Origin of the sequence: Pseudomonas sp. HMWF021, from assembly GCF_003061005.1 — a bacterium.
In the GTDB taxonomy this organism is placed as follows: domain Bacteria; phylum Pseudomonadota; class Gammaproteobacteria; order Pseudomonadales; family Pseudomonadaceae; genus Aquipseudomonas.
In genome coordinates, this window is sequence record NZ_QAIK01000060.1 from 1 (window position 1) to 13,470 (window position 13,470).

12 protein-coding genes and 1 tRNA gene are annotated in these 13,470 nt (G+C 62.0%); 9 read left to right on the forward strand and 4 right to left on the reverse strand.

Annotated features, from left to right (window positions below; translation table 11 throughout):
- The 7 genes from fdnG to DBR18_RS07960 form a co-directional block, all read left to right on the forward strand.
- Positions 1 to 2,559, forward strand: a 2,559-nt coding sequence (gene fdnG / locus DBR18_RS07930) for a formate dehydrogenase-N subunit alpha (protein ID WP_146188746.1), incomplete at its 5' end; no start/stop codon positions are given.
- Complete coding sequence (gene fdxH / locus DBR18_RS07935) at positions 2,560 to 3,495, forward strand: formate dehydrogenase subunit beta (protein WP_108589932.1); 936 nt, start codon at positions 2,560 to 2,562, stop codon at positions 3,493 to 3,495.
- Positions 3,492 to 4,157 (forward strand): formate dehydrogenase subunit gamma, encoded by a 666-nt coding sequence (locus DBR18_RS07940; RefSeq protein ID WP_108589933.1) that lies wholly within the window; start codon positions 3,492 to 3,494, stop codon positions 4,155 to 4,157. The genes fdxH and DBR18_RS07940 overlap by 4 nt, the downstream gene beginning before the upstream one ends.
- A gap of 3 nt (positions 4,158 to 4,160) precedes the next feature.
- A complete protein-coding gene (gene fdhE / locus DBR18_RS07945; protein ID WP_108589934.1) occupies positions 4,161 to 5,087 on the forward strand; it encodes a formate dehydrogenase accessory protein FdhE in 927 nt (308 codons plus the stop codon).
- A 190-nt stretch (positions 5,088 to 5,277) separates the two neighbouring features.
- A complete protein-coding gene (gene selA / locus DBR18_RS07950) occupies positions 5,278 to 6,690 on the forward strand; it encodes an L-seryl-tRNA(Sec) selenium transferase (RefSeq protein ID WP_108589935.1) in 1,413 nt (470 codons plus the stop codon).
- Positions 6,687 to 8,603: a selenocysteine-specific translation elongation factor gene (selB, locus tag DBR18_RS07955; RefSeq protein WP_108589936.1), complete on the forward strand. Its 1,917-nt coding sequence runs from the start codon at positions 6,687 to 6,689 to the stop codon at positions 8,601 to 8,603. Before selA ends, selB begins: the two co-directional genes overlap by 4 nt.
- Positions 8,604 to 8,610: 7 nt before the next feature.
- A tRNA-Sec gene (locus tag DBR18_RS07960) sits at positions 8,611 to 8,706 on the forward strand.
- Positions 8,707 to 8,832: 126 nt separating this feature from the next.
- Here DBR18_RS07960 and DBR18_RS07965 read toward each other — a convergent pair.
- Positions 8,833 to 10,215, reverse strand: coding sequence for an aspartate aminotransferase family protein (locus tag DBR18_RS07965; protein WP_108589937.1), 1,383 nt, complete (start codon positions 10,213 to 10,215; stop codon positions 8,833 to 8,835).
- 159 nt (positions 10,216 to 10,374) lie between these two features.
- On the opposite strand from DBR18_RS07965, the gene DBR18_RS07970 reads away from it, so the two are divergent.
- Positions 10,375 to 10,983 carry a TetR/AcrR family transcriptional regulator gene (locus tag DBR18_RS07970; protein WP_108589938.1) on the forward strand — a complete coding sequence of 203 codons (609 nt, stop codon included), beginning with the start codon at positions 10,375 to 10,377 and terminating at the stop codon, positions 10,981 to 10,983.
- Between the two features lie 5 nt (positions 10,984 to 10,988).
- Here the strand turns inward: DBR18_RS07970 and DBR18_RS07975 are convergent, their stop codons facing one another.
- Positions 10,989 to 11,582: a hypothetical protein gene (locus DBR18_RS07975; RefSeq protein ID WP_108589939.1), complete on the reverse strand. Its 594-nt coding sequence runs from the start codon at positions 11,580 to 11,582 to the stop codon at positions 10,989 to 10,991.
- 187 nt (positions 11,583 to 11,769) lie between these two features.
- Here DBR18_RS07975 and DBR18_RS07980 point away from each other — a divergent pair, with 187 nt between their 5' ends.
- On the forward strand, positions 11,770 to 12,312 hold the full coding sequence (locus DBR18_RS07980; RefSeq protein ID WP_256588619.1) for an amino acid transporter: 543 nt from the start codon (positions 11,770 to 11,772) through the stop codon (positions 12,310 to 12,312).
- Positions 12,313 to 12,434: 122 nt separating this feature from the next.
- On the opposite strand, the gene DBR18_RS07985 is transcribed toward DBR18_RS07980, so the two are convergent.
- On the reverse strand, positions 12,435 to 13,106 hold the full coding sequence (locus DBR18_RS07985) for a DUF3313 domain-containing protein (protein WP_108589940.1): 672 nt from the start codon (positions 13,104 to 13,106) through the stop codon (positions 12,435 to 12,437).
- A 35-nt stretch (positions 13,107 to 13,141) separates the two neighbouring features.
- Positions 13,142 to 13,465 carry a hypothetical protein gene (locus DBR18_RS07990; protein WP_108589941.1) on the reverse strand — a complete coding sequence of 108 codons (324 nt, stop codon included), beginning with the start codon at positions 13,463 to 13,465 and terminating at the stop codon, positions 13,142 to 13,144.
- Positions 13,466 to 13,470: the final 5 nt, after the last annotated feature.

Below are 13,470 nucleotides of genomic sequence, written 5' to 3' on the forward strand. Positions count from 1 at the left end.
GCGTCCAACGAAGCCGGTTACATCACCCAGAAGGTGATTCGCAGCCTCGGCATGCTGGGGTTCGATAACCAGGCGCGTGTCTGACACGGCCCGACGGTGGCAAGTCTTGCCCCGACGTACGGCCGTGGTGCCATGACCAATACCTGGACCGATATCGCCAACGCGAATCTGATCCTGGTGATGGGCGGCAACGCAGCAGAAGCGCATCCCTGCGGCTTCAAATGGGTGACCGAGGCCAAAGCGCACAACGCCGCGCGGCTGATCGTGGTCGATCCGCGTTTTACCCGGACCGCCTCGGTGGCCGACTATTACGCGCCGATCCGCACCGGTACTGACATCGCCTTCATGGGCGGACTGATCAATTACCTGCTGACCGAGGACAAGATCCAGCACGAATACGTGCGCAACTACACCGACGTCTCGTTCATCGTCAAAGCCGGGTATGGCTTTGAAGACGGCATTTTCAGCGGCTACGACGTAGCCAAGCGCAGCTACACCGACAAGTCCGGCTGGGGTTACGAGCTGGGTGAGGACGGTTTTGCCAAGGTCGACCCGACCCTGCAGGATCCGCGCTGCGTCTATCAATTGATGAAGCAGCATTACAGCCGCTACAACATCGACCTCGCCAGCCAGATCTGCGGCATGCCGGTCGATGCCATGAAAAAGATCTGGGAAGAAATCGCCACCTGCTCGACGCCGGGCAAGACCATGACGATTCTCTACGCCCTCGGCTGGACGCAGCACTCGATCGGCGCGCAGATCATCCGCAGCGCGGCGATGGTGCAACTGCTGCTGGGCAACGTCGGCATGCCGGGTGGCGGCGTGAATGCCTTGCGCGGCCACTCGAACATTCAGGGCCTGACCGACCTTGGGTTGTTGTCCAACTCGCTGCCGGGCTATCTGACGTTGGGCAGCGACGCCGAGCAGGACTATCCCGCGTTCATCAAAAAGCGCACACAAGTCCCATTGCGTCCGGGGCAATTGTCCTACTGGCAGAACTACAGCAAATTCCACGTCAGCCTGATGAAATCCTGGTACGGCGCCAACGCCACGGCGGAGAACAACTGGAATTACGACTACCTGCCGAAACTGGACATTCCCAACTACGACGTCCTGAAAATGTTCGACCTGATGAGCCAGGGCAAGGTCAACGGCTACATGTGCCAGGGCTTCAATCCGATCGCTGCGTTGCCGGACAAGAACCGGGTGATGGGCGCGCTGGCCAAGCTCAAGTGGCTGGTGGTGATGGACCCGCTGGCTACCGAGACTTCGGAGTTCTGGCAGAACGTCGGGCCGTACAACGACGTGAAAAGCGCCGAGATCCAGACCGAAGTGATTCGCCTGCCGACTACCTGCTTTGCTGAGGAAGACGGCTCGCTGGTCAACAGCAGCCGCTGGCTGCAATGGCACTGGAAAGGCGCCGACGGCCCGGGCGAAGCGCAGACCGACATCCGCATCATGAGCGAACTGTTCCTGCGCCTGCGCAAGCGCTATCAGGCCGAGGGCGGCAAGTTCCCCGATCCGCTGCTGAACCTGTCGTGGCCGTACAAGATCCCGGATGAGCCCTCGCCGGAGGAGCTGGCCAAGGAGATCAACGGCAGCGCCATGGTCGACTTCACCGATGCCAGCGGCGTGGCGGTCAAAGCCGGGTCGCAACTGGCCGGGTTCGGCCTGCTCAAGGATGACGGCAGCACCGCGTCCGGTTGCTGGATTTTCGCCGGCAGCTGGACCGAGGCCGGCAACCAGATGGCCCGGCGCGACAATGCCGATCCGTTTGGCATGCACCAGCATCTGGGCTGGGCCTGGGCGTGGCCGGCCAACCGGCGGATTCTCTACAACCGCGCTTCGGCAGACGTAGCGGGCAAACCGTGGGATCCGAAAAAACGCCTCGTATGGTGGAACGGCAAGGCCTGGGGCGGCACCGACGTGCCGGACTACAAGGCCGATGTGCCGCCGGAAGCCGGGATGAACCCGTTCATCATGAACCCCGAGGGCGTGGCGCGGTTTTTCGCCGTCGACAAGATGAACGAAGGGCCATTCCCCGAGCACTACGAGCCGTTCGAAACACCGATCGGCATCAACCCGCTGCACCCGCAAAACAAGAAAGCCACCAGCAACCCGGCGGCGCGGATCTTCGATTCGGTCTGGGAAAGCCTCGGCGAAGCCAAGGACTTCCCCTACGCCGGCACCAGTTACCGGCTGACCGAGCACTTCCACTTCTGGAGCAAGCATTGCAAGTTGAATGCGATTGCCCAGCCCGAGCAGTTCGTCGAAATCGGCGAAGTGCTGGCGAAGGAGAAGGGCATTGCTGCCGGGGACCGGGTGCGGGTCAGCTGCAAGCGCGGGTTCATCGAGGCGGTGGCGGTGGTGACCAAACGCATCCGGCCGCTGCAGGTCAACGGCCAGGTGGTGCATCAGATCGGCATCCCGCTGCACTGGGGATTCACCGGCCAGACGCGCCACGGCTACCTGACCAACACCCTGGTGCCGTTCCTCGGCGATGGCAACACACAGACCCCGGAATCCAAGTCATTCCTGGTCAACGTGGAGAAACTGTAAATGGCCAGCCAAGACATCATTGCCCGCTCGGCCACCACCACGGTGCCGCCCTCGGTGCGGAATCAGCAGGAAGTCGCCAAGCTGATCGACACCACCAAATGCATTGGCTGCAAGGCCTGCCAGGTCGCCTGCTCGGAATGGAACGAGCTGCGCGACGAGGTCGGCCACAACCACGGCACCTACGACAACCCACAGGACCTGAGCGCAGAAACCTGGACCCTGATGCGCTTCACCGAACACGAAACCGACGCCGGCAACCTCGAGTGGCTGATCCGCAAGGACGGCTGCATGCATTGCGCCGAGCCGGGGTGCCTCGCGGCTTGCCCGAGTCCCGGAGCGATCATCAAGCACGCCAACGGCATCGTCGATTTCGATCAGGATCACTGCATCGGCTGCGGTTATTGCATCACCGGTTGCCCGTTCAACATTCCGCGGATTTCGCAGAAGGATCACAAGGCCTACAAATGCACCTTGTGTTCCGACCGCGTCGCGGTAGGGCTGGAGCCGGCCTGCGTGAAAACCTGTCCGACCGGCGCCATCGTCTTCGGCAGCAAGGAAGACATGAAGGAACACGCTGCCGAACGCATCGTCGACCTGAAAAGCCGTGGCTTCGACAACGCCGGGTTGTATGACCCGGAAGGCGTCGGCGGCACTCATGTGATGTACGTGCTGCACCACGCCGACACGCCGAAGATCTACGCCGGGTTGCCGGATGCACCAGCCATCAGCCCGCTGGTGGGCCTGTGGAAAGGCATCAGCAAACCGCTGGGCCTGCTGGCAATGGGCGCGGCGGTGCTGGCCGGGTTCTTCCACTATGTGCGTATCGGGCCGAATCGCGTCGAGGAAGATGAACATCCGGCGCCACCCGATACCTCGGTGCATGTCGTCGATCCGGCGGTGCACACCTTCGATCCCCGCGGGGAGGACCGGCCATGAGCAACAAGACGATCCTGCGTTACACCGCCAACCAGCGCACCAATCACTGGCTGGTGGCAATTCTGTTCTTCATGGCCGGGCTGTCCGGGCTGGCGTTGTTTCATCCGTCGATGTTCTGGCTGACCCACCTGTTCGGCGGCGGGCCGTGGACGCGGATTCTGCACCCGTTCATGGGCGTGCTGATGTTCGTGTTCTTCCTCGGTCTGGTGTTCCGCTTCTGGCGTTCGAACTTCTTCATCGACAACGACTGGAAATGGATGCGCCGCATCGACCGGGTGCTGGTCAACGATGAAGAAAGCGTGCCGCCGGTGGGCAAGTACAACGCCGGGCAGAAGATGCTGTTCTGGACTTTACTGCTGTGCATGCTTGGCTTGCTGTTCACTGGTCTGGTGATCTGGCGTGCGTATTTCAGTGCGTACTTCGGCATCACCGTGATCCGCTGGGCCATGTTCCTGCATGCGCTGGCCGGGTTTGTGCTGATCCTCAGCATCATCGTTCACATTTACGCCGGGCTGTGGATCAAGGGTTCGGTGGACGCGATGCTACATGGTTGGGTCAGCCGCGCCTGGGCGAGGAAACACCACGAACTCTGGTATCGCGACATCACCCGCGATGAACGCAATCCGGACGTACCGGAGCGACCGATCACCAAAAAGGGCTGACTTTTGGCAACCATTCTTGAACCCGGGGAAATCGAAGCGGCGGCCAGTTCGCCGCCGTTTCTGCACCTGCCGCCGCACAACCTCTTCACCTTGCGCGCCCAGCGTCTGGAGCAATTGGCTCAGGGGCATCCGCTGGCCGATTACCTGCGGCTGATCGCCGGATTGTGCCGGGCTCAGCAGCAGGTTTTCGACGATCCACCGCTGACGGCACCGTTTGATCGGCAAAGGATCGAAGCCTGTCAGCTGCATGGTTTGCCGCCGTTCGCCGCCGACACATTGGTGCGCGAAGAGGGCTGGCAGGTTTATCTCGATGCATTGCTACAACGCTATGTGCCGCCCGATCAACCCGCCGTGGTCGAAGCACTTGCCACCTTGCGCGGCGCCAGTGCCGGGCAGTTGCGTGCGTGGGCGGTGGCGCTGGTCAGCGGCCAGTATTCGATGGTGCCAGCGCAGTGGGTGCCGTTTCTCGGCGCCGGGCTGCAAGTCGCGTGGAGCCATTGGCTGCTCAGCGTGCCCCACCTGCAACTGAAACCCGGCGACAGCCTCAGCCAATGCCCGGGCTGTGGTTCGCCGGCGATGGCCGGGGTGATTCGTCATCGCGGCAAACACAATGGCCTGCGCTATTTGGTGTGTTCGTTGTGCGCCTGCGAATGGCATGTGGTGCGGGTCAAGTGCGTGTATTGCGAGTCGAGTAAGGGCCTGGATTACCTGAGCCTTGAGGATGATCGGCATGCGGCCAATCAGGCGCCAATTCGAGCGGAGGTGTGCCCGAGCTGCAACAGTTATCTGAAACTGGTGTACCTGGAAAACGATGCCGAAGGCGAAGCGCTGTCGGCTGACCTCACCAGCCTGCTGCTCGACATGCGTCTGGCGCAGGACGGTTATCAGCGTCTGGCACCGAATCTGTTGCTGGCGCCGGGAGACGAATGACCAGAGCGTCTACACTCCTGAAAAACTTGTGGGAGGGGGCTTGCTCCCGAAGGGGCCGTGTCAGTCAGATCATTTGTGGCTGACTCACCGCATTCGCGAGCAAGCCCGCTCCCACAATCAGGGGCCGGTGTGCTGTATTTAGACGCGTTGCGTCTGGTCATGCCGGAGAGTCTTTTTTCGGGAGTGGCTGATGTCTTCGAGCGTTGCCCTGCGGTTGCCTTCCATTGATGGGTTGTTGCGTCACCCGGCCTGTGTGCCACTGCTTGAGCGTTACGGTCGTGAGGCGTTGCTGAGCCGTTTGCGCCAGTTGCTGGACGAGTTGCGTGCAGACGTGTTGAACGGGCAATTATCGTCCATTGAAATCAGCCCGGAAGTGCTGGCGGGCCGCGTCGGTGAGCGTCTGGCCCAGCAACAGCGCAGCAACGTGCGGCGGGTGTTCAACCTGACCGGCACGGTGCTGCACACCAACCTCGGTCGCGCCTTGTTGCCGGAGGAAGCCATCGACGCGGTGCAAATGGCCGCGCGCTATCCGCTCAATCTTGAGTTCGATCTGGCGACCGGCAAGCGCGGTGATCGCGACGACCTGATCGAGGGTCTGATCCGCGAACTGACCGGTGCCGAAGCCGTCACCGTGGTCAACAACAATGCCGCAGCGGTGCTGCTGACCCTCAACAGCCTCGGGGCGCGCAAGGAAGGCATCATTTCCCGTGGCGAACTGATCGAGATCGGCGGCGCGTTCCGTATTCCCGACATCATGGCCCGCGCCGGCGTGCGCCTGCACGAAGTCGGCACCACCAACCGCACCCACGCCCGCGACTACGAAGCCGCGATCAACCCGCGCAGCGGTTTGATCATGCGCGTGCATGCGAGCAACTACAGCATCGAAGGTTTTACCGCGCGGGTGCCCACCGCCGAACTGGCCGAGCTGGCCCATCGGCACGGCTTGCCGCTGCTGGAGGATCTGGGCAGCGGCAGTCTGCTGGACTTGACCCGCTGGGGTCTGCCGGCGGAACCGACGGTGAGACAAGCGCTGCTTGATGGTGCGGACATCGTCACTTTCAGCGGTGACAAATTGCTCGGCGGGCCGCAGGCCGGGTTGATTGTCGGGCGCAAAGAACTGATCGCGAAGATCAAGAAAAATCCCCTGAAGCGCGCCTTGCGTGTCGACAAGTTGACCCTGGCGGCACTGGAAGCGGTGCTCGGCCTGTATCGCGATCCCGATCGCCTCGCCGAGCGTCTGCCGAGTTTGCGGCTGTTGACTCGCCCGCAAGCCGAGATCTTCGCCCAGGCTTCCCGTCTGCAACCGGCAATGGCTGGAGTCTTGGGCGAACCCTGGCAGGTCAGCGCCGTGCAGGCCTTGGGCATGATCGGCAGCGGCAGCCAACCGGTGGCGCGTCTGCCGAGTGCAGCGCTTTGCCTGCGCCCGCAGGTATCGAAACGCTTGCGCGGGCGTTTTCTGCTGAATCTGGAAGCTGCATTACGTGGTTTGCCGATTCCGGTGCTGGGTCGCATTGACGACGATGCGCTGTGGCTCGATCTACGCCAACTGGATGACGAGCCGGCGTGGCTGGCGCAGTTGCCGCAGTTGCAGGTCGAGTCGTGATCGTTGGCACCGCCGGGCACATCGACCACGGCAAGACTTCGCTGCTGCAAGCGCTGACCGGGCAGACCGGCGACCGCCGCCCGCAGGAGCGCGAGCGCGGAATGACCATCGACCTCGGTTATCTCTACGCAGAGCTGGAACCCGGTGCCGGGCTGACCGGGTTCATCGATGTGCCGGGCCACGAGAAGTTCACCCACAACATGCTCGCCGGCGCGCAGGGCATCGATCTGGTATTGCTGGTGGTGGCGGCGGACGACGGGGTGATGCCGCAGACCCGCGAGCATCTGGCGATTGTCCAGTTGCTGGGCATTCCCCGGGCGCTGGTGGCGATCACCAAGTGCGACCGGGTGGAGACGGGCAGGGTGGAGGAGGTGCAGCGCCAGATTCTGGACTTGCTCGAACCCGGGCCGTTTGCTGACGCGCCGATATTGGCGCTGTCGAGTGTGACCGGGCAAGGCGTCGATGAACTGCGCCAGAGCTTGTTGCAGATTCAGCGCCAAGTGCATGAGCGCAGCCGAGAAGGCGGATTTCGCCTGGCCATCGACCGCGGCTTCAGCGTGGCGGGCGCCGGAATTGTGGTCACCGGCACGGCGTTGTCGGGCACGGTGTGTGTCGGGGACAAACTGACCCTCGCACCGTTCGGCAAATCGGTGCGGGTGCGAGGCCTGCACGCGCAAAACCAGCCCGCCGGGCAGGCCTTCGCCGGGCAGCGGGTGGCGCTGAATATCAGTGGCGATCGACTGCCGCTGGAACAGATCCATCGCGGTCAATGGCTGTTGGCGGAATGGCTGCACGCACCGACGCAACGGGTCGATATCGAGTTTCAGTTGCTGCCCGGTGAGCGCACGTTCGAACACTTTCACTCGGTGCACGTGCACCTCGGTACGCAAGACGTCATCGCCCGCGTGGCGTTGCTCGAAGGCCCGCGCTTGCGCCCGGGCGAACGGATGTTTGCGCAACTGCTGATCAATGCGCCGGTGCATGCGGTGAAGGGCGATCGCTTGATCCTGCGCGACCAGAGTGCGCAACGCACACTCGGCGGCGGTCAGGTGCTCGACCCGTTCGCCCCGGCCCGCCAGCGCCGCAACCCGGAACGACTGGCGCAACTGCAAGCACTGGGGGAAAGCGACAGTCTTGAACACGCGCTGCCGGTGTTGCTCGACCACGGTGCGGGGGGCCTCGATCCGCAACGGCTGGAGCGTCAGTTCAATCGTCAGCGTGAAGACTGGTCGCTCCCGGCCAACGTGCGCCTGATCGACACCCGCCAGGGCCCGGTGCTGTTCAACGTGCAGCGTTGGGGGCAGTTGAAGTTCACGTTGCTGGAGCAACTGGCGAAATTGCATGAACTGGAGCCGGACCAGATGGGGCCGGATCGCGATCGCCTGCGACGCTTCAGTGGTCTGGCGCTGGAGCGTTCGACCTTTGTGAGCCTGCTGGAAGAACTGCGCGCTGCCGGATCGATCAATGCCAGCGGGCCGTGGTTGCATCTGCCGGATCATCAGGTGCGCTTGAATGCTGAAGACGAAACCCTGTGGCAGCGCATGCAGCCGCTGTTCCAACAGGCCGGGTTTGATCCGCCGTGGGTGCGTGATGTCGCCAAAGTGTTGGGCGTGGAAGATGCCGTGGTGCGCCTGCTGCTGCGCAAACTGGCACGCTTGGGATTGATGCACCAAGTGGTGCGCGACCTGTTTCTGTCTGACGGGCAACTGCGGCGCATGGCCGACATTCTGTTGCAACTGGAACAGGAAAATCCGTCGATCCAGGTGACAACCTTCCGTGATGCGCTAGGCTTGGGACGCAAACGCTGTATTCAATACTTGGAATACTTCGACCGCCTCGGCCTGACCCGACGCATCGGCGAATCCCGGGCGATCCGCCATGACAACGCGCTGGCCAGTGCCGACGCACCCTGAGTTCAAAGGAAGGCAATCGCGCCCGGTGGCGCGGCCGGGCTTCAAACCCGGTTGGGGACGGCATCCGTTCCCGGGCAGGTTCGACTCCGGCTGCCTTCCGCCAATTATCCCGACTCCCCGCAAATCCCCTTGTAGGAGCGAGCCTGCTCGCGATAGCGGTTGATCAGTCTAAATTGAAATGAATGACATGCCGCTATCGCGAGCAGGCTCACTCCTACAGGAGTATGCGTTACAGCACTCCGTATTCGCGAGCGGTGCGATTCACCGCGATACGTGTTTTGTCGACCAATTCATCCAGCTCCGCCCGCGTGGCGATCAGCGCGGGGGCCATGATCATCCGGCCCAGCGTCGAGCGAATGATCAGGCCTTCTTCAAAGCCAATGGTGCGGCAGCGCCAGGCGATGTCGTTTTCGTTGGCAAAACGCTTGCGGGTGGCTTTGTCTTCGGCGAACTGCAACGCCGCCACCAGCCCCACGCCCTGAATTTCACCCACCAGCGGATGGTTGCCGAACACTTCGCGCAAGCAGTTCTGCAGGTACGGGCCGGTGTCGGTTTTCACCTGAGTGACCACGCCTTCATCGCGCAACGCCTTGAGGTTGGCAATCGCCACAGCCGCCGCCACCGGGTGTCCGGAGTAGGTCAGGCCGTGGGCGAACACACCGCCTTTTTCCACCAGCGCCTCGGCCATGCGCCGCGACAGGATCAGGCCGCCCATGGGGATGTAGCCGGAGGTCAGGCCCTTGGCGATGGACAGGGTGTCCGGCTCGAAGCCGAAGGCCTGATGCGCGAACCATTCGCCGGTGCGGCCAAACCCGCCGATGACTTCGTCAGCACACAGCAGCACGTCGTATTTGCGGCAGATGCGCTGGATTTCCGGCCAGTAGGTGGCGGGCGGGATGATCATGCCGCCGGCGCCCTGGAACGGTTCGGCGACGAACGCGGCAACCTTGTCGGCACCCAGTTCGAGGATCTTGTCTTCCAGTTGCCGCGCCGCCTGCAGGCCGAATTCTTCCGGGCTGAGGTCGCCTTCGTGGGCGAACCAGTACGGCTCGTCGATGTGTGCGACGTCGGGGATGGTGCCGCCCATTTCGTGCATGAATTTCATGCCGCCCAGCGCCGTCGCGGCCAGGGTCGAGCCGTGGTAACCGTTCCAGCGGCCGATCATGATTTTCTTCTCGGGTTTGCCCATTACCTGCCAAAACTTGCGCACAGTGCGGATCAACACCTCGTTGGCCTCGGAGCCGGAGTTGGTGTAGATCGCGTGGCTGTAGTGCCTGGGCAGCAGGCTGAACAACAGCTCCGACAGCTCGATCACTTGCGGGTGAGTGGTGTGGAAGAACATGTTGTAGTAGGGCAGTTGTTCCAGCTGTGCGGTGGCGGCAGCGGCGAGATCCTTGCGCCCGTAACCGAGGTTGGTGCACCACAGGCCGGACATGCCGTCCAGGTAGCGATTGCCATCGTTGTCCCACAACGCCAGGCGATCACCGCTGACCATCACTCGCGGGCCTTCTTCATTGAGCGCCTTCTGGTCGACGAACGCGTGAATGTGGTGGGCGGCGTCGGCAGCCTGGTAATCGCGGGTGCTGCGGGTCGGATCGAATTCGGCGGACATGGCGGATCTCCAGAGAAACGGGGCAAGTGGGTGCGCGTTCATTCCAGCGGTGCACGGTTAATATTTGTCACTTAAAAATATTTTTGTAAAGAAAATATTTGTCGGTGAAAAAAGAAATCCGTAGGCTGACGACAATCAGCAAGTCAGGACAAAGGCACCATGAGCGGGCTCAGAGAGCGGCAAAAGGAACAGCGCAGGGAAGTCATCGCGCAGGCAGCGCTGGAGCTGTTCAAGACCAACGGTTTTGCGGCCACCACGCTGGACCAGATCGCGGTCCAGGCCGGGGTGTCCGCGCCGACGGTGGTCAATTATTTCGGCGGCAAACAGGAGATTCTGCTGGCCTTGCTCAAACAGCCGGACGAGCAGGCGATGCGAGAGGCGCGGGCCAATCTGGATGACGACAGCGATCCGCTGGAGGCGTTGTGCGAGTTCGAAGGCTTGATGACCGACTACCAACTGCAAGCCATGCCGGCTTCGTTGTGGCGCGAATTGGCGCCGTTTCTGCTGACCGGTGAGCTGGCGCTGGCGTTGAACCCGTGGAATGCGGCGGTGATCGAAGAGACCAAGGCCCTGCTCGGGCATTTTCAGGCACAGGGCAAGGTGCGTGGCTCAGTCGATCTGGACGTGGCGGCGACGTTGTTCAACCAGTACGCGAACATGGCGTTTATCCGTCTGGCGACCGAGCCTGAGCCGGACAGGGCGGCACATGCCGAACACATGCGCGGTGTGCTGGGTTTGATCTGCCATGGCATTTTGAGCAGCGAGTAGTGATTTCAGGTTTTCGGCAACCACGGCTGCATCAACTCCAGCATCCCGCGTCCGCCACGGCGGAGCCCGGCGGCCATGGCCAGCCACGACAGCTCGGTAATGATCACTTCGCGGGCGTGCAGCAAGCGCACTTCGCCCGCCGTGCCACCGGCCGTTCCGCCATCGGGCATGTACACCGTCATCCAGTCACCGACACTTTCCACCACCAGACACAGACGCCAGCCCTGTTCCTCGGCAATCAGGCCAACCTTCGAGCCGTCGGGGTTTTCCATCCCGGCAAAGCGTGTGGTGGTGTCCTTGAGCAACTGGTAACCCGGCAGATTGCTCAAAACCTTGTCTACGCTGTTTTCGATCGCTCGGGCGGCGGTGGAAGTGCGGGCCAGCAGACCGGCGAGAAAACACAGCACAATCAAGCCGAACAACGTCGCCAGCGTGATCAGGGTCACGCCGGCAACGTCGTGCCCGGCAAACATCGGCAGCAGCTTCTCCACGGGGCCACGCAACAGGTGGATGGCTTTTTCCAGCAGGACGAAAATCAGCACCAAGGGCAGAATGAACAGCAATCCGCCGATCACGGTGGTTTTGATGAACTTGAACATGGCAGCTCCTTGCTGAATTCCTTCAGTGACACAAAGCAAGGCTAGCTGAATAAAATGCCGAGACAGATTGGCGGCGGACAAGGAGCGGGGCGCGTGACCATACCGGATCAACAAGCATGGCAGCCGTGGGCGCCCGAGGAACTCGCGCAACGCCTGCAACACGTCTCGCGCCCGTGGTGCGTGGTGCGTGGTGGGCGGATGGGCGCTGGATTTATGGCTGGGCCGGCCAACACGGGCGCACAGCGATCTGGAATTCACCCTCCTGCGCGACGACTACCACCGCTTCCGGCAGGCGCTGGCCGAGCTGGATTTCTATACCGTGCGGGACGGTGAACTGACGTTTTTGCCGGTGGGGCAAACGCCAGGCGAGAATATTTTCCAAGTGTGGGGATTTGATGCTGTTGCCAATGCCTGGCGAGTAGATCTGATGCTTGAATCCGGCACGACGGATACGTGGGTCTATAAAAGAGACCCGTTGATTGTCTATCCACGCACCGCGATGGTGGCATTGAGTGATACGGGGATTCCCTATCTCAGGCCTGCGGCGATTCTGCTGTTCAAGGCCAAATACACCCGTCCCAAGGATCAAACCGATTTCAGTCAGGCATTGCCGGATTTATCTCGCGAAGAGCGGCGATGGTTGATGCAGCATTTGGTTCGGTTGCATCCCGAGCATGAGTGGATTCAGCGATTGCGACCGACTGAAAAATACTCCCTTCCCAACGAATGAACTGTGGCGAGGGAGCTTGCTCCCGCTGGGGCGCGAAGCGGCCCCGCTGTTGAGGAACTGCTGCGCAGTCCAGCGGGAGCAAGCTCTCTCGCCACAACAGACTTGTTCATCAGTAGATATGGCTAACGACGGGTCGCCAGGTAGGACTGCCCAAGATCGCTGGCCCAACCGTCCAGCACCGCTTTGACGTCATCGGCGGTCAGCACCTGTTTGTCGTTTTCCAGCGGCAGACCGATGCCATTGCGCACGACTTCGGCGACCACTTCGCCGGCGGAGCCGTCTTCGAACGAGACTTCGGTGGTGATTTCGCTGTCCTGATCGCGGATGCCGGTGGCGGTGCTCACGCCAGCGGCAATCAGGGTCACCGGTAGCCATTCATAAAAGCGCAGGCCCTGGGTGCTGACGGCGACGCGGGTGATTGCCGGTCTGACCGTCAGGGTGTTCGGGCCGGGTTGCGGCACCAGGCGCATGACCTTGCCCAGTTCCAGCCTGAGCGCGGCGTCGTAGTATTCGGTGACGCCGGACAGCGTGCTCAGCGGGATCCGCTTGGTCGGCGCGGCGCTGGGGTAGAACTGGCTGGGCGCCAGATAGACCTGGGTGTAACGCCCCCGGGCCAGCGCCGGGCTGACCCAACCCAGCACCATCTGCCCCGATGGCGACTGGTGCTCGCTGAGTACGCTGTAATCGTGCAGGAACCCCGTGTACTTCTGCGGTTCGACGGTTTTGCTGCTGCAGGCTGACAAGCTAAGGGACGCCGTACACAACACCGACATCAAGCAATGGCTTCTGATCATGCGAATCCTTGTTTAGCGCTTTTGCCCCGCGTCGTTCAAGCGCGGGCCGTGATTGGGGAGGAGAGCGGCGGGGTGTTGTCCGAGCATTCGATGTGCAGCCGGCCGTGGCTCATGATCCATTGGATGAGGTCGGCGGCCGGAATCGAATGCACGTACTCGACCCATTGCGAGTCGCTGGGACCGTACTGCTCGAAATAGCGGCGCAGGACGATACGGCTTTGATCATCTGACAGGCCCAGGCAAAACTCCTGGAACAACAGCGGCGTATCCTGCTCGGGCGCGCTGGTGCGCTGGCTGAGAATCAACGGATAGCGGGCGTCGTGGCCCTCTGCGGTATAACGGTTGTGCAATGCGCTCATTGAAA

What these genes read in the sequence shown, in the direction of transcription:
- DBR18_RS07940 (WP_108589933.1), top strand. Translation starts at nt 3,492, where the DNA reads ATGAGCAACAAGACGATCCTGCGTTACACCGCCAACCAGCGCACCAAT.
- DBR18_RS07970 (WP_108589938.1), top strand. Translation starts at nt 10,375, where the DNA reads ATGAGCGGGCTCAGAGAGCGGCAAAAGGAACAGCGCAGGGAAGTCATC.
- DBR18_RS07990 (WP_108589941.1), bottom strand. Translation starts at nt 13,465, where the DNA reads ATGAGCGCATTGCACAACCGTTATACCGCAGAGGGCCACGACGCCCGC.
- DBR18_RS07985 (WP_108589940.1), bottom strand. Translation starts at nt 13,106, where the DNA reads ATGATCAGAAGCCATTGCTTGATGTCGGTGTTGTGTACGGCGTCCCTT.
- fdxH (WP_108589932.1), top strand. Translation starts at nt 2,560, where the DNA reads ATGGCCAGCCAAGACATCATTGCCCGCTCGGCCACCACCACGGTGCCG.
- DBR18_RS07965 (WP_108589937.1), bottom strand. Translation starts at nt 10,215, where the DNA reads ATGTCCGCCGAATTCGATCCGACCCGCAGCACCCGCGATTACCAGGCT.
- selA (WP_108589935.1), top strand. Translation starts at nt 5,278, where the DNA reads ATGTCTTCGAGCGTTGCCCTGCGGTTGCCTTCCATTGATGGGTTGTTG.
- DBR18_RS07975 (WP_108589939.1), bottom strand. Translation starts at nt 11,582, where the DNA reads ATGTTCAAGTTCATCAAAACCACCGTGATCGGCGGATTGCTGTTCATT.